Annotated in this window: 18 protein-coding genes; 10 read left to right on the top strand and 8 right to left on the bottom strand. The window is 58.8% G+C overall.

All coding sequences use genetic code 11. The annotated features are described in order from the left end of the window. Positions 1–52: 52 nt before the first annotated feature. The gene (locus PMI03_RS21000; RefSeq protein WP_007697554.1) at positions 53–583 is read left to right on the top strand and encodes an AAA family ATPase; all 531 of its coding nucleotides are present in this window, start codon (positions 53–55) and stop codon (positions 581–583) included. A gap of 172 nt (positions 584–755) precedes the next feature. After that, positions 756–1,136, top strand: a complete 381-nt coding sequence (locus tag PMI03_RS20995; RefSeq protein ID WP_007697551.1) for a hypothetical protein — start codon at positions 756–758, stop codon at positions 1,134–1,136. 67 nt (positions 1,137–1,203) lie between these two features. Here PMI03_RS20995 and PMI03_RS20990 read toward each other — a convergent pair whose 3' ends face one another. Beyond that, on the bottom strand, positions 1,204–4,230 hold the full coding sequence (locus tag PMI03_RS20990) for a glycoside hydrolase family 38 C-terminal domain-containing protein (protein ID WP_007697548.1): 3,027 nt from the start codon (positions 4,228–4,230) through the stop codon (positions 1,204–1,206). A gap of 395 nt (positions 4,231–4,625) precedes the next feature. Next, the gene (locus PMI03_RS20985; protein WP_007697545.1) at positions 4,626–5,822 is read right to left on the bottom strand and encodes an MFS transporter; all 1,197 of its coding nucleotides are present in this window, start codon (positions 5,820–5,822) and stop codon (positions 4,626–4,628) included. Between the two features lie 120 nt (positions 5,823–5,942). Here PMI03_RS20985 and PMI03_RS20980 point away from each other — a divergent pair, with 120 nt between their 5' ends. The 3 genes from PMI03_RS20980 to PMI03_RS20970 all read left to right on the top strand — a co-directional run bounded on the left by PMI03_RS20980 (position 5,943) and on the right by PMI03_RS20970 (position 9,540). Next, positions 5,943–6,773, top strand: coding sequence for a helix-turn-helix domain-containing protein (locus tag PMI03_RS20980; RefSeq protein ID WP_007697541.1), 831 nt, complete (start codon positions 5,943–5,945; stop codon positions 6,771–6,773). 814 nt (positions 6,774–7,587) lie between these two features. Then, complete coding sequence (locus PMI03_RS20975; protein WP_309574443.1) at positions 7,588–8,385, top strand: AraC family transcriptional regulator; 798 nt, start codon at positions 7,588–7,590, stop codon at positions 8,383–8,385. 366 nt (positions 8,386–8,751) lie between these two features. Continuing rightward, a complete protein-coding gene (locus PMI03_RS20970; protein ID WP_007697534.1) occupies positions 8,752–9,540 on the top strand; it encodes a LuxR family transcriptional regulator in 789 nt (262 codons plus the stop codon). 118 nt (positions 9,541–9,658) lie between these two features. Here the strand turns inward: PMI03_RS20970 and PMI03_RS20965 are convergent, their stop codons facing one another. Then, positions 9,659–10,333: an acyl-homoserine-lactone synthase gene (locus PMI03_RS20965; RefSeq protein WP_007697531.1), complete on the bottom strand. Its 675-nt coding sequence runs from the start codon at positions 10,331–10,333 to the stop codon at positions 9,659–9,661. A 52-nt stretch (positions 10,334–10,385) separates the two neighbouring features. Between PMI03_RS20965 and PMI03_RS31835 the strand changes: the two genes are divergently transcribed. Further along, positions 10,386–10,835, top strand: a complete 450-nt coding sequence (locus tag PMI03_RS31835; RefSeq protein WP_131597913.1) for a hypothetical protein — start codon at positions 10,386–10,388, stop codon at positions 10,833–10,835. A 251-nt stretch (positions 10,836–11,086) separates the two neighbouring features. Here PMI03_RS31835 and PMI03_RS20955 read toward each other — a convergent pair whose 3' ends face one another. Both PMI03_RS20955 and PMI03_RS20950 read right to left on the bottom strand, forming a co-directional pair. Continuing rightward, positions 11,087–11,314 (bottom strand): hypothetical protein, encoded by a 228-nt coding sequence (locus PMI03_RS20955; RefSeq protein ID WP_039974450.1) that lies wholly within the window; start codon positions 11,312–11,314, stop codon positions 11,087–11,089. Beyond that, the gene (locus tag PMI03_RS20950) at positions 11,315–12,070 is read right to left on the bottom strand and encodes a nucleotidyltransferase domain-containing protein (protein ID WP_007697525.1); all 756 of its coding nucleotides are present in this window, start codon (positions 12,068–12,070) and stop codon (positions 11,315–11,317) included. It lies immediately after the preceding gene. A gap of 215 nt (positions 12,071–12,285) precedes the next feature. On the opposite strand from PMI03_RS20950, the gene ahpC reads away from it, so the two are divergent. The 3 genes from ahpC to PMI03_RS20935 all read left to right on the top strand — a co-directional run bounded on the left by ahpC (position 12,286) and on the right by PMI03_RS20935 (position 15,500). Beyond that, positions 12,286–12,849, top strand: a complete 564-nt coding sequence (gene ahpC / locus PMI03_RS20945; protein ID WP_007697523.1) for an alkyl hydroperoxide reductase subunit C — start codon at positions 12,286–12,288, stop codon at positions 12,847–12,849. 124 nt (positions 12,850–12,973) lie between these two features. Beyond that, positions 12,974–14,554 carry an alkyl hydroperoxide reductase subunit F gene (ahpF, locus tag PMI03_RS20940; RefSeq protein WP_007697521.1) on the top strand — a complete coding sequence of 527 codons (1,581 nt, stop codon included), beginning with the start codon at positions 12,974–12,976 and terminating at the stop codon, positions 14,552–14,554. A gap of 13 nt (positions 14,555–14,567) precedes the next feature. Further along, a complete protein-coding gene (locus PMI03_RS20935) occupies positions 14,568–15,500 on the top strand; it encodes a LysR substrate-binding domain-containing protein (RefSeq protein ID WP_007697519.1) in 933 nt (310 codons plus the stop codon). A gap of 17 nt (positions 15,501–15,517) precedes the next feature. Here the strand turns inward: PMI03_RS20935 and PMI03_RS20930 are convergent, their stop codons facing one another. From PMI03_RS20930 to PMI03_RS20920, 3 genes are all read right to left on the bottom strand, one after another. Beyond that, on the bottom strand, positions 15,518–16,459 hold the full coding sequence (locus tag PMI03_RS20930; RefSeq protein WP_007697516.1) for an ornithine cyclodeaminase family protein: 942 nt from the start codon (positions 16,457–16,459) through the stop codon (positions 15,518–15,520). Positions 16,460–16,775: 316 nt separating this feature from the next. Beyond that, positions 16,776–17,690: a proline iminopeptidase-family hydrolase gene (locus PMI03_RS20925; RefSeq protein ID WP_039974447.1), complete on the bottom strand. Its 915-nt coding sequence runs from the start codon at positions 17,688–17,690 to the stop codon at positions 16,776–16,778. A 53-nt stretch (positions 17,691–17,743) separates the two neighbouring features. Beyond that, positions 17,744–18,526 carry a LuxR family transcriptional regulator gene (locus PMI03_RS20920; protein WP_007697501.1) on the bottom strand — a complete coding sequence of 261 codons (783 nt, stop codon included), beginning with the start codon at positions 18,524–18,526 and terminating at the stop codon, positions 17,744–17,746. A 127-nt stretch (positions 18,527–18,653) separates the two neighbouring features. Between PMI03_RS20920 and PMI03_RS20915 the strand changes: the two genes are divergently transcribed. Next, the gene (locus tag PMI03_RS20915; protein ID WP_007697498.1) at positions 18,654–19,544 is read left to right on the top strand and encodes a proline iminopeptidase-family hydrolase; all 891 of its coding nucleotides are present in this window, start codon (positions 18,654–18,656) and stop codon (positions 19,542–19,544) included. Positions 19,545–19,554 lie beyond the last annotated feature (10 nt).

Raw genomic sequence — 19,554 nt, 5'->3', positions numbered from 1 at the left:
GGAGTACTTGGCCTTTGCCAAGGGGGCGTGTGGTTCATCGAACGAGAACGAAATGGGCGTCAGGAACTATTTGATCGAGGGCATTTCCGGGACTGGCAAGACCTCAGTCGCCACCGAGCTGCAGCAGCGCGGTTACCACGTCATCCACGGTGACCGTGAATTGGCTTATCAAGGCGACCCTCAGACGGGCGTGCCGCTTGACAGCTCTGCGCAGAGGCAGAACATTCCGGACGTGGCCTTTGGCCACGAGCACCACATTTGGGATGTCGACAAAGTCAAATCCCTCGTGGCCGATCGAAGCCACGCGATTTCCTTTTTCTGCGGCGGCTCAAGGAATTTTCATCATTTTATTGATTTGTTTGACAGGGTTTTCGTTCTCGACGTCGATTTGGACACGTTGAAGAGGCGGCTTGCCAGCAGAGCTGAAGACGAGTTTGGCGGAAAACCAGCCGAGCGAGACGTGGTTCTGCGACTGCATGCAACGCAAGAAGACATTCCCAACAACGCCACGACCATTGACGCCGCTGCGCCGCTCGCCTCCGTTGTCGACGATATTCTATCGAAATGCGGAGAGATCGGCTAACGGCCGGCGCCCGTAAGTTTCGCAACAAATGAGAACACACCGCAAAAAATGCTTGGGTATCATCATCGGGCTATGTGCCGCACGAGAACCAAGGTTAGCGGTTGCGACCTGGCCAACTTCAAGCATCTCCACAGGAGATTGCACATGTCAGGAACGGATAAAGGATATGCCAATGAAGATCGCCTTCATCGCGCTGGGTATGACAGCAGTCATGACGATGGGTCTCATCACGCCCGCCGTTGCTCAAGTCGTTATCTATAACGATCAATCACCGGATGGCGATTCCGACCAGAGCGACAGCCAGACCGAGGCCAACTTTCTTCATGCCTGGAACCGCCATCACGACTCGTCCAACCGTTGGGGAGAGCCCCGCGGCAACTACGGCCCGAACGATGTCATCCAATTGCTGGAGAGACGCGGTTATAGAGTAAGAGACGTCAACGACGTGGGCGAGCGCTTTCTGGTCAGGGCAACGCGCGACGGCGACAAGCTCCTGGTGAGCGTATCCCGGAGGGGCGAAATCATGGGTGTCGTCCACGATCGCGAGTATTGACACCAAGCAGATACTGCTGCCGCGGCAAAACGCTACGGCAGCAGAGACCCGAAGAGCGGTAAAACCGCTATCCCTTCTTCAGCTTCCAGCTTCTGACCTCGAAGGGTAGGATATCCGGGCCTGCATCGCGCTTGGCAGGCTCTTCCATCAGATTGACGGCTTCGGCGACATGCCAGCCGCTTGCGGGCTGGACGCTCAGTCCGCCGCGCCGGCCGGCCGGCTCGTAGACGCGCAGCACAAGCCCATCCCCCTCTTCAGCCGGCTTGATGGCAGACAGTGCGACCGGCGTGCCTGTTACGACGACCGGAGCAAGCGTCGTTCCCGCAAGATTGGCGGCAGTGGTCGCCACTAGCGGCTGGTTCAGATCGTCGGCCTCCTCGCGCACGCCACCAGAGTGCCACGCGCCGGCATGCGGCAGCAGCGCATAGGTAAATTGCTGCTCGCCCTCGTCCGCCAGCGGATCGGGATAGATCGGCCCACGCACCAGGCTGATGCCGAGCACGTTGCCACGGGCGCTATGGCCGTATTTGGCGTCGTTCAGCAGCGCAACGCCGAAATCCGGTTCGCTCAAATCCACGAAACGATGGGCGACGGCTTCGAACATCGCCGCGTCCCAGCTCGTATTGGTGTGTGTCGGGCGGCTGACGACGCCATAGGCACATTCGAACGTCGCGGTACGAGCTCGCACCGCGACCGGATTAAGCGCGCGCAAGAAGGTGCGGCGGTCGTGCCAGTCGATATGGGTCTCGATATCCAGCCGCCTGGCGTTGGCGGTCAGCACATAATGCTGCACGACGCTCGAATCGCGGTAGCGATGGACGACCTTGATCGCCGCGCGATGCGGGCCGCTTTCGACAAGCTCGATGCTCTCGGGCCGGTCGAGGCGGACGCCCTTTTCCGGATAATCGGCGTCGATATCCCAGGCATCCCAATTGCGCGGCTTGTCGACGGGATAGATCCAGAGCTGATTGGCCGGCTCGGCCAGTGCCTCGCGGCCGCTAGCCTTGTGCACGAGGCTCTGGACCGCGCCATCGGCGTCGATGACGGCAATAAGATGCTCGTTTTCCAGTCGGTTCGCCTCAGCGTGCAATCCGCCAGCCGGCTTCAACGCGACACGATCCAGCACCTGGACGGAGAGCGGCGCGATGATATCGCCGGTGGACAGAACCGTGCCATCAGCGAGCGTAACACGCAGAGGCCGTCCATCCAGCGACGGATTGGCGACGACCAGCGCATCCGCGACCCCACCCTTCGGCAGGACCGCCACGACGGCATCCATGACCTGCTTTTGAGCCACCTTGGCATGATCGATCACTTCGGTAAGCTCGCGCTCGGCATCCTGATAGACCTCGCGGATACTCGATCCCGGCAAGATATCGTGGAACTCGTTCTTCAGCGTCACGCGCCAGTCCGGTTCGAGGCTGCGCGGCGCTTCGGCGCCCGCCATATGGGCGATCGAGCCCAGGGATTCAGCGGTGATCAAGGCGCGCTCGGCCCTGCGATGCAGACGCTTGACACCGCTCTGGCTGGTCAGCGTCGCGCGATGCAGTTCGAGATAGATCTCGCCCGACCAGGCCGGCAGCTGCTTTTCCCCGGCAGTACGGTGGGCGCCGGTGAAGAAATCGCCGACCTTGCCCCAGCGCGCCTTCGGAATGGCCGGGAAACTACGCAACTGCTCCTCGCGCTCCACCATCTCCGGCGTCACGCCGCCGCCGCCATCGCCATAGCCCACCGCCAGAAGCGACGTGTCCTGCAGCGTCTTGGCGCGGAAGTTCTTCCACGTCGGCAGATAGCAATCCGGCCGCACGAAGCCGTTATAGCCTTCCATGGGATTGTCGAAGACATGCGCCAGCACGCGGCTGCCGTCGAGCCCTTCCCACCAGAAGAGGTCATAGGGAAACTTGTTGGTCTCGCTCCAATTGACCTTGATGGTGAAGAAGCTCTCGATGCCGCCCTGGCGCAACAGTTGCGGCAGGGCGCCGGAGAAGCCAAAGCAATCCGGCAACCAGCAGACCTTATGCCGTGCGCCGAAGGTTTTCTCGAAATAACGCTGGCCATAGAGGATCTGCCGCACCAGGCTTTCGCCCGTCGGCATGTTCGTGTCCGGCTCGACCCACATGCCGCCGATCACTTCCCAGGTACCATCGCCGACCTTCTCCTTGATCCGGGCGAACAGTTCGGGATCGTCGGCCTCCATCTGCGCGTAATAATGCGCCGTCGATTGGTTGAAGCGGAAGTCGGGCGAGCGCTCCATCAGCGACAAGGCGGTGTGGAAGGTACGGCGCATCTTGCGACGCGTCTCGTCATATGGCCACAGCCAAGCAAGATCGATATGGGCGTGTCCAGTGAGCAACAATTCGCCATTCTGCGGATAACGCTCCTGCAATGCCTTGAGGCGGGCAAGCAGCGCATCATGGGCTGCGACCACGGTCGCACGCTCTCCCTCGGACAGTCCTGCCGGACTTTCCGCAAGCTCCGGCAATTCCCAGATCTTCTGCTGCTGCTCGGCATTCGCCGTACGCGCGATATAAGGAGCCGTCGCGGATGGCCAGTCGAGGCTGCGCAGCGCAGTCTCGGCGGCATCGAGCATATGTGGCACGACTTCATGATCCCGTAGCGCCTCGATGGCTTCGACGATCTGCCGCAGCAGGAGGTGCAGCCTGTGCACCGGTAGGTCGATCCAGCCAAGCTGCGCCCGGTTCAGCTTCGGCTGCCGGTTCTGTTCGCCGAACGGAAAGCGGGCAACGCTGTCGGTCGCAATCGAGAAACTGCGGCCTTTCAGCGGAAACTCCTGATGATAGGGGTCGAGGCCGAAACTCTCGCTCTCCCCTCCCGCAAAGGCAAGCGTGATCAGGCTCTCGCCGCCAAGATCGAGTTGTAACCGCGTCTCCTCCAGCGGCCAGTCGGCAGGCACCGTCGCCTGCGAGGCAAAATGCACCACCCCCTTGCGATGCGGCCAAGCTTGGCCAATGGCGATTTCCGCGCCTTCAAAGGTCCAGTTGTCGATGGCGAGTGCCGTACGCACGCGCCAATGGCTGAGTTCGGCGGTACGGACCTTGAGACGGTCTAGGCGCTGGGCAAGGGTGAGCGGCATGGCATGTCCTACATGATTGATATCAGCCGGGACCGCACCGGCGGCCGTGGCGTCGAAATGAGGCATTGCAAGGCAAGAAAGGTGGGAATGGCCGTCCCGGTCGGGATCAGGCGAACATAAGCGGCGAAGATAAATGGAGAGAATCGCTGCAATGGCGTTCCTCGGCCGCGGTTTTGATGGTGATGCTCATTCGACGGTCTCCTCCTCCTGCATGAAGCAGGCATAGACTATGGCGAAGACCTGCCCGATGGCCAGTCTGAAAATGGAGGTAAAATTTTAGACTTGGCGATCTGCACGGAAGGGTCAGACGGCAATAGCTGCGTCGACTTCGACCTGCCGGGAGATTGGCCGCGCATGTAGGTGTTCGGCGGGGCAGCGAGCCCCGCCTCTGTCATTCAATGCCTCGGTATGCGCGGCAGGAAGATCGTGAACAGACCGAGCAGCGGCAGATACGAGCAGATCATATAGACGAAGGGGATGCCGTGCGTATCGGCGAAATCGCCGAGAAGAGCAGCACCCAGCCCGCCAGCCCCAAAGGCGAAGCCGAAGAAGATGCCGCCAATCAGCCCGACCCGGCCCGGAATCAGCTCCTGTGCGAAGACCACAATTGCCGGGAACGCAGAGGCCAGTACCAGCCCGATCACCACCGTCAGCACACAGGTCCAGAACAGGTTCGCATAGGGCATCATCAGCGCGAACGGAATGACGCCGAGGATCGAGAACCAGATCACGAAGCGTGCTCCGAAACGGTCACCGAACGTGCCACCCAGGATCGTTCCGGTCGCGACAGAGCCCAAGAAAAGGAACAGCATCAGCTGCGCGTCGCGCACGTCGAGATGGAACTTGTCGATGACGTAGAAGGTGAAATAGCTGGAGATGCTCGCCATGTAGACATTCTTCGTCGCCGTCAGCAGGATCAGGATCGCCAGCGCCCAGATCGCCTTGTTGCGCGCGATCGGCAAGGCGCGGCTGGCCGCCGGACGCGCCGCGTGCTCACGCCGATGGTTGACGTACCAGGTGCCGACCCAGCTCAGGACGATGAAGCCGATGACTGCCAGGATCGAAAGCCAGGCCACGCTCTTCTGCCCATGCTGGAGCACGAAGAAGGCGGCGATCAGCGGCCCAATGGCCGATCCGGCATTGCCGCCGAGCTGAAAGAACGACTGCGCCAGGCCATGGCGTCCGCCGGACGCCAGCCGCGCCACGCGCGAGGCTTCCGGATGAAACACCGCCGAGCCGAAACCGATGAGGCTAGCCGCCACCAGCAGCATGCCGAAACTACCGGCATAACCGAGCATGATGAGCCCGAGGAAGGTGCTGATCATGCCGACTGGCAGGGAATAGGGCATCGGCCATTTGTCGGTGACGATACCCACCACCGGCTGCAGCAACGACGCCGTGATCTGGAACATCATGGTCAGGAGCCCGATCTGGACGAAATCGAGCGCGTAGTTTTCCCGGAACATAGGATAGAGCGATGTCAGCAGCGATTGCATGATGTCGTTCAGGAGATGACAGCCGCTGACTGCCACCACGATCGATATTGTCGTCTTCTGAAATCGGGCCGGCGTGCCGGAAAATGCCGCAACCATTGAGGTTTCCTTCCTGAGCCGGCCGATTCTTTTCCGCCGTGCTGTTTGACTAGCCTTTTACACGGCTTGCGGGTGACCTTCTTTCGTGTTTTGGTCCTATTCTTTCGCGATTGGGCCAAAATGGAAAAACTCTCCCAACAATTGCTGGCAACCGTCGACAGCGGCCACGAGCAAAACATGCACTGGACGGAGGCATCGAATGCGGACGTGCTCGTCCACAGCTCAGAGCCGCGGCAGGGCTATACCGTGCCGTGGCATCATCATCGTCGCTCGCAATTGCTCTGCGTCTTCGCCGGCGTCATCTTGATCCTGACGACCCGGGGCCGGTGGATGGTGCCGCCCGGCCATGCCTTGTTCATTCCCGCCGGCCTGGAACACTCCGTCGAGATGCTGAGTGATGTCAGTATGAAATCGGTCTATGTGATGCCGCACGATCCCCGGCAATCGGACGAAGCCCCTCGCGTCGTCGAGGTGACGGATCTCGCCCGCAGCCTTTTGCTCGAAGCCATCCGACTGCGAGAAGCCCCGGTGGGGAACCGCAAGGCGGAACTGGTCCTTTCCCTCCTCCTCGAAGAGATTTCGACACTCGAGGAACGCCCGCTCGGACTGCCCTTCCCGTCCGACCGGCGATTGGCGGCACTCTGCCGTGCCTATCTGGCAAATCCGACGCCGAATGCTCGTCTGGATGACTGGGCCGAGAAGCTGGCAATGAGCCGCCGGACCTTCACCCGGCAATTCCGCAAGGAAACTGGCATCAGCTTCACCATCTGGCGGCAGCAGGCGAGCGTTTTTGCCTGCCTACCCCAACTCGCGGAAGGCCAGCCGGTCACCAACGTCGCGCTGGAAGCCGGTTATGAAAGCGCTGCCGCCTTCACCACCATGTTCCGGCGCATGCTCGGAACCTCGCCACGCACCTATATGGTCAATCGCTGGTCTTTCGACCGGGCGTGAGCATCGCAAATGTTACCTGACACGCTGAATGATAAGCGGCCTGCAGAGAAACCGTCCCTACAGCGGCGCCTGTTTCATGATTGCGGCTACGGCCGGAATTGCTCATCCGATAATTCAATTGTCCGATTATATCCTCGACAACATCGCGCTCATTCTTTGGTGTTTTGACCGTACATGATATCCGCAAAATTCGGCTCGATAAAATCATCTATCTGCGCTTAAAGATTACAATAATTTATATGTATATCTTAAGTTGAATAGTGTTTCACGAGTATTCCCCGACACCATCGGCGCCGTGCGCTTTTCTATGCCTTGTTGCAAGCCCCAGATCCAAGTAGGACAAATGCGAACCGCTCGTCATGCACCGTTAGCTGGCATCTGCGCCCGCTCTCTCGATGCGCACCACCTGTCCAGCAGACGCATCCATATCCAGAACGCGCATCTATATTGAAAGAACGAACAGCTTCTCCTTTTTATGGCCATTCTTTCATCGAAACAGAAGTTACTCTTCAAAAAATTCTATCTCTGTCTGTATACAAAGCATGCACAACCTGAATGACGTCACGCGTTTCCAAAGCAACGTTTTCATTGGATATTCCGTCTTTTTGCTGACCGAACCAGCTAATCCCATGCCCTGGTACGCGCAATTGCATACCCCCACGAACGACCATTCGCCTTGGTCCCGGTTATATCAATGGAGTTGAGGCTAATGGCCAAGCCAGACGGCTATAGTTTTGTTGAACTCGACACAAAGAACGAGGACGGCATATTTTCGGCCATTCCCGAGGAGATCGGCCCACGGACACAGACGCTCTTGGGTGGGCTGATGAAGGTTGCTCGACCTGCAGGATCGATGAGTTTCAAGACCAATGTAGAATTCGCCTCGGTCGCTCTTGCCCCCATGCCGGAAATGGAGGCGGCCTTTTCCAGCGATAAGCTTCAAAAGTTCGAAGTGCCTGTCGGCATGCTAGTCATCAATCCGGCCGGCGTCGACAGAACCCTCAAATGGCCGAGCCTGAAACGGAATGCGGCCATTGCCTTCAGCCCGGTCGCCTATACAAATCTGGCGAATGCCGAGCTTGAAGGCGGAAGCTGGGAACTGCGTCCACCTCGCTTCGGCCACGTCGATCTTTACACGCTTCGGATGGCCCGGACCATGATCATGGAGATATCAAGCGCATCGATCAACGAACTCTATATCGACGCGTTCCTGACGATCCTCGGCGTTTATCTTATCCGGAATTATTCGACGGCGAAGGTAAGGGCAACAAAGGCGCAAAATCGGCGCATGCCCCTGCAGACGTCCAAGAGAGTACTAGACTACATGAACGAACATATAGCCGACAGACTGTCGATCGAAACGCTCGCCAATATCTGTCGGATGTCGCCCAGTCATTTTATCCGGGCATTTTCTATGACGTTCGGCACGCCGCCCTACAAATACCTTGTGAGCATCCGCCTGGAGGAGGCCGAACGGTTGCTTCTGGGCTCGACACTGCCAATCTCGGACATAGCCTTGCAGACAGGGTTCTCAAGCCAAAGCCATCTGACGAATGCCATGATGCGCCACAAGCAAACAACCCCCGCCAAATTCCGGGCCGAACACAGTTAGAAAACCTGCAACAGCCATCTACCGGAACCCATGGACGATCAGCATTTCGTGTAACCGCTTGCAAATTCTCGACATATACTCAACCCAAGAGGGTGCTCAATAAAAGCAGAAAGCTGCAAGCGTAGCGTTTCCATGAAAGACTCCTGGAAAAAACTATGCCTCAATTCCCCACGTTTTTAATGGAGAACCTTGCCCTGGGAATTGATGAACGACGGTCACGTTTGTCGTTAGCTCACTACCACCCTAACGAGATCGCTACAATCGGAGATCAGTAAAGCGGCGACTATCGCGAAGACGCCTGTCGAGGAGAAGGCATGTTCGTGCGCCCGCTTCAGATATCACACGCATGTTGGGGGAATGTCACTGATGTCAGAGTATAATACGATCTACGCTGAAGTGGTCCAACCGTTTCTTCATCAGCTCGAGTTGTGTACCGACATACACTCTCTCGAAGCTGTCTTTTCCAAGACGCTGTCTCACCTCGGATTTCCGATGTTCGCCTATAATATTCACAGGATGAGCGCTTCGTTCATCATGAATGAATCCACGGTGGACCCACAAAACTTTATCATTTCAAATTTTCCAAACAAATGGCTCACCCACTATTTTCACCAGAAGTACAAGGAAATCGATCCGACCTTGAAATGGGTAGGCACCGGCCAAGGGATCGCGCAGTGGAGCGATCTGCTGACATCGGATGATATCGACAAGAACCAGAGGCGCCTGCTGCAGGAGGCCTGGGATGCAGGTCTCACCAACGGCATCACGCTGCCGATCATGACCGAATTGGGCGAAGCCGTGGCCATCAGCGTTGTTCCAGAGCCTGGCACCGGAAACAACGAGCGTATCCTTGCCGCTCTGCCTATCGTACAGATCCTGGCCCAAGGCTATCATCGGAAAGCCAAGGGCATATTGCTGGGTCATTCTCTGAAAGTCGGGTCGGCGCGGCGCAAATCTTTTCTATCCCCACGCGAAATCGACGTACTGCACTGGATGGCCAGGGGGAAGACCGCATGGGAGATCGCTGAAATCCTCAGCATTTCCCAAAAAAGCGTCGATTTCTACACCGATATGGCAAAGACGAAGCTCCAGGCGATGAATAGAACCCATGCGGTCGTAAAAGCCATCATGCTGGGGCTGGTGACGCTCGATTGAGCGCAGGTGCAACGCCACAGCCTCTTGTGACCCGATCCGAAATCGGGCCTAGTGCAGAGCAAGATCATCCTCAAAAAATCGCAGACAGCAGCGCGCGACGATCTCCCGCGGTCGCGCGTTAGGCTAAGGCCGATTGAGCGAGACTGGCGGTCGGTTGATTGCTCTGGCTCGACAGCGGACATAGCGACCCGGATTTGTGGCGACCCCTGCCGGTGAGCAAGGCAGAGCGGCAAGCACCCAGGATGTCGGGCGAGACTTCGTGTTCCAGCGCAACCGTCGGAATGCCGTCAATACAGTCGACATCTCCAAGCCTGCGAAAACGGTAACCCGCCTTGCGGAGCATCGGCTCGAGGTGGGTATAGGTGACGGAGACCATCTTATCCAATTCAAGATGCAGAGCCGCTGCTTGAATGCCCCAAAGCAACCGATTCCGCAAATCCATACTGCCTTCCAGGCGCTCCCTGCGATGATCGATGGCGAAGCGTGTGATTTCGTAAATCCGATCCGATCGCGGCAAGTCGCCATCCTTCACCAAATGAGGGAAAATCTCGTTCAGAAGACTGGCATCGGAGGTATCGAGCAACCGAGCCCCGGCGATCACATGCCCGGCACTATTGCTAATCGTCACATAGACTGCCCGCGACGTATCATATTCATCCTCCTCAAATCCGTCCCGGGCGGCAGGCAGAGCCCAGCCCAGGCGTCGGACAAAAACCTCGTATCGCAACTCGGCAAATGATCGAAGCGTTTCCGCATGCATGGCCCGATTGGAAGAATCGATCAAATTCATCATGACGTGCACTCCCGTCTTCGGTTGGATATGAACGTCACAACAACAGAAACGCATGGAGACCAAAATTGGTAGCTATTGCCGTGGGAAGAAGCACCCGGGGAAAATCCCAGATGCTGTTGAAGTCTGGTTTGGGTACGCTTCGCTCGAGCATTCGACACCTCCGACGTCGGCATGTGGCAACGCGCTCAATCGGATCGGATTCGCTTCTTATTCAGAACAGACCGATCAACCAGAGGAACTTACCAAAGCCATGAAACGATCGCGCCTTGGCAATTTACTTGTCAAACCAGTCGAAAGCTGGCGTCGTTTTCGTGGAAAAATTCCCGCGGGAAGCGACGCCGATATCGAACCACCGAACGAAGATAAGTGGCCTGACGGCACCGAACAGGACCAGCGTGGGCGCTTGCGCCAGGCTCTGATCTTTCTGCTCAATGAATCGAAATTCTTGGGTTACACAAAAGTAGCCAAGCACCTGCGTCGCGCGATCGACGCCTTGCGGTAGCTATTGCTGTGTGCGAGCGTGGCACGGACTGCTGCGGATCGACCAAATACATCTGTTTCAAACCATATAGAAATGTGCGCGCTTGGTTACGGTTGCCGCTCCGATCTCCGCCAGCAGACCGATCATGCCCGATTCGCGCGCTCACTGAGAACACTAATTCTGAATTTTCGCCGCGGAATGACAGTTAGATGCAGGCGAGGCGTCAGCGCGCTAATGTACGCGATTGGTTACAATAACGTCCTCTGCCGACTTCAGGGGCCGGCGTTGCGCGGCGAGCCCTGCACGCATGATGGCGAAGCCCCATGCTCGAAAAGCAAAGGGCGCTCGACCCATGACTGGGGAGCGCCCTCGCTGTTACCCTGGACAGCAGACACCGGCTCGGCCTCGAAAGGTTGGCCCGGCAGGCTATCGATACAGGTGATGATGCGCAGATAATACAGCATCGCGCCGATTGCAAGAGGCAGTCTGAAGAAAGACATTCACCATCGGCGGCTTCGGCGAGCGGTTTGCGATGCCTCGCGGCGATCCCCGTGAAAATAGGCTCCGCCCGTTCGCGTAAGTTCCGCGCCGGTAAACTCGATCAGCTGTTTAGCGTCTCCAGCCAGGGCAAGCGCAAAGCTTCGATCAAAGCCTTCGAACAACACTTTGTCGAATGCTTTTAGAAGCCGCGGAATCCATTTTCCCTTGCCCGACCATCGGCCACGGGTCAGGAGCATCAGATCGGCCAGCGGCTGGTATAGCTGCGCCGTGATCGCCCGTGTGTCCTCGATACCTCGCTCGTCGCTGAGATCGGCGAGCAGATCCGTGATCTGATATCGCAGCGCGTCCAGCTTGGCAGCAGAGAGCGGAGGAGCGCCCTGATCGAGCAGCCTTCGGGCATGCGCCTGACAGGCTTTGGCCTGCACCACGTCCCGGCCCAATATATGGCCCGAAGCCACCATATGGATGATGATCGGGTAGCCGAGCGCCATGTCATTTTCAAAGAACCAGCTCAGTGTTTCCGGATCGTGGACAAAAGCCTCGAATGGAAGATGGTCCTCCACGAAAGACTCGCGCCAGGCCGTAGCAAGCCTGTCGAAGACGACAACCAGATCGACATCGGACGTGTTTTTCCCTTCGCCACGCATGATCGACCCAGCAGCAAATGCGAATGCGTAACCCTGGAAACGCGTGGCGAGAACTTCTTTCGTTCTTTTCAGCGCTTCGGACCCGGCGATTATCACATTATCCTTCATTGCATACCTTTCCGCGAAGAGCCGGCATCTTCCCACCTTGGTCGGGCTTGCACCACAACGGCTCCCAGCCTTGATAGGATACGGTTTTCCATTGCACAGAGTGGCCCCATAGACAAAACCTATCGAATTTTTCGGATTTATCTATTTTGCTTATTGCGACGCACGCACTATGTTGCAGCGCGAAACTCCTCCCGTCCAAACAATACAAGGCTACCATGTCCGTTCTCAATACCGCCGTTAAGCCATTCAAAGCCCAGGCCTTCAAGCAGGGCAAATTCATCGAGGTCACCGAAGCTGACATCGCCGGCAAATGGGCGGTCTTCTTTTTCTATCCGGCCGATTTCACCTTCGTTTGCCCGACCGAGCTGGGCGACGTTGCGGATAACTATGCCGAGCTGCAGCGCTTGGGCGTCGAGGTCTTCTCGGTTTCGACCGACACCCATTTCACGCACAAGGCCTGGCACGACAGCTCCGAAACCATCGGCAAGATCCAGTATGCGATGATCGGTGACCCGACCGGCACCGTCACCCGCAACTTCGACGTCATGCGCGAAGCCGAAGGCCTTGCCGATCGCGGCACCTTCGTCGTCGATCCCGACGGTGTCGTCCAGGCCGTGGAAATCACCGCAGAAGGCATCGGCCGCAATGCCGCCGACCTGCTGCGCCGCATCAAGGCCGCCCAGTACGTTCGCTCCCATCCCGGCGAAGTTTGCCCGGCAAAGTGGGAAGAGGGCGAAAAGACCCTGGCTCCTTCGCTGCACCTCGTCGGCAAGATCTGACTTCGGCTTCGGCCATGGCCTTCCCTGACAACGGGGAAGGCCTCCCGCACACAATTTAGACTAGTGGCGCTTTTGTCCCGCCGGACAAGCCGCGCTCATTTACTTCCCAACCGGAGACATATCGATGCTAGACGACGCACTGAAAAGCCAGCTCAAGGCCTATCTGGAAAAAGTCGTACGGCCGATAGAGATCCTCGCGAATGTCGATGACAGTGCCAAATCGAAGGAGATGGTGGCGCTTCTCGAAGACATTGCCGGCCTCTCCGACAAGATCACCTTCGCCCAGCAGCGTGACGCCAGCGAACGGGCCCCCTCATTCGCCCTGACCAGCCCGGGCCACGATATCAGCCTGCGTTTCGCCGGCATTCCGCTCGGCCACGAATTCACTTCGCTCGTGCTCGCCCTTTTACAGACCGGCGGACATCCGCCCCGCGTCGAGCAGGCCATTCTCGACCAGATCCGCGATCTTGACGGAGAATTCCGTTTCGAAACCTATTTCTCACTGTCGTGCCAGAATTGCCCTGACGTCGTGCAGGCGCTCAACCTGATGTCGATTCTCAATCCGAAGATCAGCCATGTCGCCGTCGACGGCGCCGTGTTCCCGCAGGAAGTCGCCGATCGGCAGGTCATGTCGGTTCCCACGGTCTATCTGAATGGCGAAGTGTTCGGCCAGGGCCGCATGGAAGTCGAGCAGATCATCGCCAAGCTCGACACGGGCGCCGCAAAGCGCGCCGCCGAGAAGCTCGCAGATCTCGAACCCTTCGACGTGCTGGTGGTCGGCGGCGGTCCGGCTGGCGCTGCCTCGGCGATCTATGCCGCCCGCAAGGGTATCCGCACCGGTGTTGTGGCCGAACGCTTTGGCGGCCAGGTGCTCGATACCATGGCGATCGAGAATTTCATTTCGGTTCCGCATACCGAAGGCCCGGCCTTCGCCAGCGCCCTTGAGGCGCATGTGAAGGACTATCCCGTCGAGATCATGAACCTGCAGCGGGCTGAAAAGCTGACGCCCAGGGGCGACCTGTTCGAGGTCGAGCTTGCCAGCGGCGCGACGCTGAAATCGCGCACGCTGATCCTGTCCACCGGCGCGCGCTGGCGGCAGATGGGCGTGCCCGGCGAGGAGCAATATCGCAACAAGGGTGTCGCCTATTGCCCGCATTGCGATGGCCCGCTGTTCAAGGGTAAAGATGTGGCCGTGATCGGCGGCGGCAATTCCGGCGTCGAGGCGGCGATCGACCTTGCCGGTATTGTCAAACACGTCACCCTCATCGAATTCGACAGCAAGCTGCGCGCAGACGACGTCTTGCAGCGCAAGCTGCGCAGCCTTTCCAACGTCCGGATCATCCTGTCGGCCAAGAGCACGGAAGTGCTGGGCGACGGCAGCAAGGTCACCGGTCTTGTCTACGAGGACCGCAACAAGGACGAGAAGCACACATTGGCTCTGGACGGCATCTTCGTTCAGATCGGCCTTCTGCCCAATACGGAATGGCTGAAGGGTGCCATCGCGCTTTCTCCCCGTGGCGAGATCATCGTCGACCATCACGGCCAGACATCGCTGCCCGGCGTCTTTGCCGCCGGCGATTGCACCACCGTTCCCTACAAGCAGATCGTTATCGCCGTGGGCGAAGGCGCCAAGGCGTCGCTTGCCGCTTTCGACCATCTCATCCGCACCTCTGCTCCGAGCGAAGAGGAAGCCAAGGCCGCCTAAGCGGCGAAGCATCATGACACTCAGAGAACTGGAATATCTTGTCGCGCTGGCCAAATATCGCCATTTCGGCCGCGCGGCCGAGGCCTGCCTGGTCAGCCAGCCGACATTGTCGGCGCAGATCAGGAAGCTCGAGGCGGAACTCGGCACGCCGCTGGTGGAGCGCGACGCGCGCGCCTTCATGCTGACCGCCTTCGGCAAGGATGCCGCCGAACGGGCAAAGCGGATCCTCGTTGATGTCCAGCAATTGAAAAATGCCGCGCTGTTGAACCAGAACCAGGAGCTAGGAACGCTCCGTCTCGGCGCCTTTCCGACGCTCGGCCCCTATTTCCTGCCGCATGTGGTGCCGCAGGTGCATGACCGCTTCCCGCAACTGGAAATTCTTCTGAGCGAGGAAAAGAGCGGCGTGCTCTTGTCGCGCCTGCGGAGCGGCGAACTTGACGCCGCACTCCTGGCCACGCCGGTCGAGAGCGACCAGCTGCAGGTGGAATTCCTGTTTGAGGAGCCCTTCCTGCTAGCCGTGCCGAAGAAGCATCCACTGGTCGAGCGGGCAAGCATCAGCATGGAAGACCTCTCCCGTTACGACCTGATGCTGCTGGAGGAAGGGCATTGCCTGCGCGAACACGCGCTCGACGTCTGCCGGCTCTCCGGGGCCGGACAGAAATCCTCCTTTCAGGCCACAAGCCTCGAGACGTTGCGCCTGATGGTTGGCGCAAATGTTGGCATCACCCTCCTGCCTACGCTAGCGACCGTCGGCCCGATCATGTCGTCCGACCAAATCCGTCTCCTGAAATTCAGCGACGGCAACCCGAAGCGCCGTATCGGCCTATGCTGGCGCAGAAGTTCGCCGACTGGCCCGCTTCTGAAGCAGCTGGCGGAGATGTTTCGGGCAACGGCGCAGCAATTACTGCGCGATGGATCACATCCCGGCGGCTCAACGAGAGATTAGAAAGGCGCGGCACCAGCTCAACCGGCGCCAGCCTTCGCCTTGAACGCTGCCAAAATATGCGCGGCGACCAACACCTCCGTGCCACTGAGACCTGCCGAGCAGAACAATGTCGTTTGGTCGGGCGCCTGGCGCGCAATGACCTTACCACTGACGATCGCCGCCAAATCGACCAGACGCTCGGCACTCGGCGAGCCATGCAGAAAGAACGGCGCCTTATAGGCACGGACCTGCTCGGGAGAGTCGGTGGCGACGAGATCGGCGGCAGCGGCAACATCAAGGCCGAGCTCGTGCTCGTCCACCGTCTTGGGGCCGACGGTATTGATGTGAACCCCCGGCTTCAGCCAGCCTGCTTCGATCACCGGCGTGAGGCTGGTCGTGGCGCAGATCACAATATCGGCGTCGCTCACCGCGCGAAGCGGCGTGTCCACCGGCTCGACCGGAATACCCAGACGTTGCTCCATCTCCAGTGCAAATAGATAGCGCCGTCGCTCGCTGCGGCTATAAACGCGGACATGCGTTAGTTCGCGCACAAGGGCTGCCGCCTCCAACTGCGTGCGGGCTTGCTGGCCGCTGCCGATAATGCCGACCGTCCTGGCTTCGGGGGACGACATATAACGAATGGCGATGCCGCCGATCGCGCCGGTACGAACCTCCCCCAACCGAGTGCCGATGATGAGGCCTTGAAGCTCCGCCGTTTCGGTCGACCAGACTGCGACGATCTGCTCATGGCGAGGGCCTCTGAACGTATCATAGACCCGAAAGCCGGCGATGGAGGCATCGTCGAGCGTTCCGCCGATCGTGAAGATCAGGTCTCCTTTTTCGGCAAAGGAAACATTGTGCCTTGGTGGCGAAACCAGATCCCCGGCGGATCGGGCAAGGATCGCTTCCTCGATCGCCTCGATGGCGAGCCGCATGACCGGAAGCTGGTCCAGATCACTATCGCCCAGAATGATCGCCATCAGCTCCCCCTCGCCAGCAAATAAACGCATTCTCACACCCCAACCTTAGTTGAGGTCAAGAAAGATTTCCGCGCAAATGGCCAAGATACCAAGCCGGATCGACGAAAGAACAAGCTGCGCGTTCAGCAGCACCCCCACGGAAACAGCCGCTCGGTCGATTCCGGGATTGTGCGCGTCACGAAATCTCTTTGAACCAGAAGCTACCTGCGAAGGATCTTCACTGATTCGTTTGTTTCAAATGCGATTTCCTTCGAAAGAGATCCACTCGCAGCATACGGCACGGCCAACTCATTAGTCGGATAATATTATCACGGCATCAGTCATGCTCCGAAAGGAACTCGGAGACGGTTGCCAGGCAAAGCTCCTTTTCCTCGACATGCGGCATATGGCTGGAATGCTCGAAGAGCACCCATTTACAGCCGGCGACGCGGTCGACATAGGGCTTGACGACATCGGGCGTCGCCTCGTCGAATTTGCCGGAGATCAGCAGCGTCGGGGCTTCGATCAAAGGCAAGCGGTCCTCGATCGTCCAATCCTTCATCGTGCCGATGACGTGGAATTCGGTGGGGCCGTTCATGTTGCGATAGACCGTATTGTCCTCGTCCATGATCGCGAAAGTGCGCGCCACTTCAGGCGGCCAGGGGACGACGCGGCAGACATGCCGGTCGTAGAAGACGCGGGAGGCGGCGATGTATTCCGGATCGGTGATCGTGCCGGCCTCTTCGTGTTTCAGAAGCGTATCCTGCACATGCTGCGGCAGCTCGCGGCGCAGCCGATTGGCTTCGGAAACCCAAGTGTGCATGTTCGCTGGCGAATTGGCGATGACGAGCGCCTTCAGCCCCTTCGGCTGGCGCACGGCATGTTCGGCACCCAGCATGCCGCCCCAGGACTGGCCGAGGAAAGCATAGCGATCCTGGATGCCGAGAAGTTTCAGCAATGCATCCAACTCTTCGAGGAACAGCGTCGGCGTCCAGAAATCGGGGCCCTTTGCCGGCAGACGCGTGGAGTTGCCATTGCCGAGCTGGTCGTAATGGATGACGGCGCGGCCATCGATCTCGGTGATGCCCTTGAAAGAATCGACATAGTCGTGCGTGCAGCCGGGGCCACCATGGGCGACGACGAGGGGCAGCTTGCCACTATCGAGCGATCCGGTGATGCGATACCAGGTCTGGTATTCGCGAAAGGGCAGGAAGGCTTCTTTCGATGCGACGGCGGCCACGGGTTTCTCCATCTCGTTGACAAGGACGGAGGAGCATAACGCGGCCTCAAGGCCTGGGGCAGCTATCAGAAGTTATAGGATGGCTCGTTATCCAGAAGCCGATAATGCGTGGCGCGCACCACCGCCTGCGTGCGGTTCTTGGCGCCCAGCTTTTTCGCCGCCGAATTCAGATGCATGACGACGGTCGGAACCGAACGATCGATGATGCGCGAGATTTCCTTAGCCGAAAGCCCCTCGGCCGAATGACGCAGGCACTCCCGCTCCCGCTCCGTCAGCCGCATCTTGCCGACGCTGCGCGCGCTGGAATCGAAAAGCGCATAGGCGCTCTCATGAAAGACATGCGCGAGCAGGCCGAAATCGGCGATGTAGCGCAGCGCATTGCGCTCGAAATCCTTGTTCGCCCCGAAACGGATGCCGGTTACCGTCGCATAATCGCCGCGCGGCATATGGACCGGCACGGTAACACCCGTCGACATATCGCGTTCGTTGAGGTAGCGCGCAACCGGTTCGGTATTTTCTCCGAGATAGCGGTTAATCGCCGTATCAGCCTCGACATTGTAGTTCCAGAAAAACGGCGCCGAGGTGCGCAGCGCCACCTGCTGCACCGGATCGATACGAAAATAGCCGCGGTCGAACCAGTATTCGAGCATATCGTCGGAAATATTGCGCAGCTTCAGAAACGAGGGAACCATGAGCTCACCGTCGAGATCGAAGGGTACCGGCGTGTAGTCGTAGACCAGGGCTTCGAAACCGAGCTGTTGCATCGCCTCGAAAGCCTGGTCGATCCGTCCGTCCAGCGTATCATGCGCGGTAAACTTGCTTCTGATCGTTCCGATTTCGTCAAGCATGGAGAACTCCGGCTTACATCCAAACTCCGACCCTATCACTTCTTATAGCTGGTGTGGATCGCGGTTTACGGTAAAAATTTAATCATGCCCAAATGTTGAGCAAGAAGAATTTTGCCGGAGTAAGCTGATGTGGCGCGAAATGCAGCCGGACGAACGCATGGAGGTCGAAGTCGATGGGCGTAAGGTGATTGCCTATAGCTTCGGTTCCGGCGCAGAGACCGTCTTCTGTCTGAACGGCGGCCCCGGCCTTCCCTGCGACTATCTGCGCGAGGCGCATTCCTGCCTTGTCGACCGAGGTTATCGCGTCGTTGCCTTCGACCAACTTGGAACCGGCGCCTCCGACCGCCCCACCGATCCGGCTCTCTGGACCATCCGCCGCTATGTCGAAGAAACCGAAACCGTTCGCAAGGCGCTTGGCCTCGGCAAAGTTCATATGCTCGGCCATTCCTGGGGCGGCTGGCTCGCGATCGACTACGCGCTCACCTATCCCGAAAACCTCCAGACGCTGATCCTCGAAGACACCGTCGCCGACATGCCGCACCTGATCTCGGAACTGGAGCGGCTGCGTGCGGCGCTTGGCCCGGAAACGGTGGCGATGATGCAAAAGCATGAGGCGCAAGGCACCTACGATCACCCGGAATACATGGCCGCCGTGACGATCCTCAATTACCGCCATGTCTGTCGCCTGCCGGAATGGCCCGCACCTGTGCGCCGTTCGCTCGACGATTGGAACATGGGGCCTTACGCGACTATGCAGGGGCCGAACGAATTCCTCTATATCGGCAATCTCAAGGACTGGAACCGCATCCCGGACCTGCCGCGCATGACCGTGCCGACCCTGATCACCGTCGGCGAGCACGACGAGCTGACGCCCGCCTGCGCGCTGCGCATGAAGCTTGCCATTCCGAATGCCGAACTCAAGGTGTTTGCGAATGCGAGCCACATGCCCTTCTATGAAAACCCCGGCGACTATTATCCCGCACTTCTCGATTTCCTGGCGAGGCACAGGCAGGCATGATGCGACAGGA

Origin of the sequence: Rhizobium sp. AP16 (assembly GCF_000281735.1) — a bacterium.
GTDB classification, from domain to species: domain Bacteria; phylum Pseudomonadota; class Alphaproteobacteria; order Rhizobiales; family Rhizobiaceae; genus Rhizobium; species Rhizobium rhizogenes.
This window is presented reverse-complemented; position numbering and strand designations above follow the sequence as displayed.

Excerpts from the sequence above, each read along its gene's own strand:
- ahpC (WP_007697523.1), top strand. The coding sequence starts at position 12,286 with ATGTCCGTTCTCAATACCGCCGTTAAGCCATTCAAAGCCCAGGCCTTC.
- ahpF (WP_007697521.1), top strand. The coding sequence starts at position 12,974 with ATGCTAGACGACGCACTGAAAAGCCAGCTCAAGGCCTATCTGGAAAAA.
- PMI03_RS20980 (WP_007697541.1), top strand. The coding sequence starts at position 5,943 with ATGGAAAAACTCTCCCAACAATTGCTGGCAACCGTCGACAGCGGCCAC.
- PMI03_RS20965 (WP_007697531.1), bottom strand. The coding sequence starts at position 10,333 with ATGATGAATTTGATCGATTCTTCCAATCGGGCCATGCATGCGGAAACG.
- PMI03_RS21000 (WP_007697554.1), top strand. The coding sequence starts at position 53 with ATGGGCGTCAGGAACTATTTGATCGAGGGCATTTCCGGGACTGGCAAG.
- PMI03_RS20920 (WP_007697501.1), bottom strand. The coding sequence starts at position 18,526 with ATGCTTGACGAAATCGGAACGATCAGAAGCAAGTTTACCGCGCATGAT.
- PMI03_RS20930 (WP_007697516.1), bottom strand. The coding sequence starts at position 16,459 with ATGGCGATCATTCTGGGCGATAGTGATCTGGACCAGCTTCCGGTCATG.
- PMI03_RS20915 (WP_007697498.1), top strand. The coding sequence starts at position 18,654 with ATGTGGCGCGAAATGCAGCCGGACGAACGCATGGAGGTCGAAGTCGAT.
- PMI03_RS20970 (WP_007697534.1), top strand. The coding sequence starts at position 8,752 with ATGTCAGAGTATAATACGATCTACGCTGAAGTGGTCCAACCGTTTCTT.
- PMI03_RS20935 (WP_007697519.1), top strand. The coding sequence starts at position 14,568 with ATGACACTCAGAGAACTGGAATATCTTGTCGCGCTGGCCAAATATCGC.
- PMI03_RS20955 (WP_039974450.1), bottom strand. The coding sequence starts at position 11,314 with ATGTCTTTCTTCAGACTGCCTCTTGCAATCGGCGCGATGCTGTATTAT.
- PMI03_RS31835 (WP_131597913.1), top strand. The coding sequence starts at position 10,386 with ATGGAGACCAAAATTGGTAGCTATTGCCGTGGGAAGAAGCACCCGGGG.
- PMI03_RS20925 (WP_039974447.1), bottom strand. The coding sequence starts at position 17,690 with ATGGAGAAACCCGTGGCCGCCGTCGCATCGAAAGAAGCCTTCCTGCCC.
- PMI03_RS20985 (WP_007697545.1), bottom strand. The coding sequence starts at position 5,822 with ATGGTTGCGGCATTTTCCGGCACGCCGGCCCGATTTCAGAAGACGACA.
- PMI03_RS20990 (WP_007697548.1), bottom strand. The coding sequence starts at position 4,230 with ATGCCGCTCACCCTTGCCCAGCGCCTAGACCGTCTCAAGGTCCGTACC.
- PMI03_RS20995 (WP_007697551.1), top strand. The coding sequence starts at position 756 with ATGAAGATCGCCTTCATCGCGCTGGGTATGACAGCAGTCATGACGATG.
- PMI03_RS20950 (WP_007697525.1), bottom strand. The coding sequence starts at position 12,070 with ATGAAGGATAATGTGATAATCGCCGGGTCCGAAGCGCTGAAAAGAACG.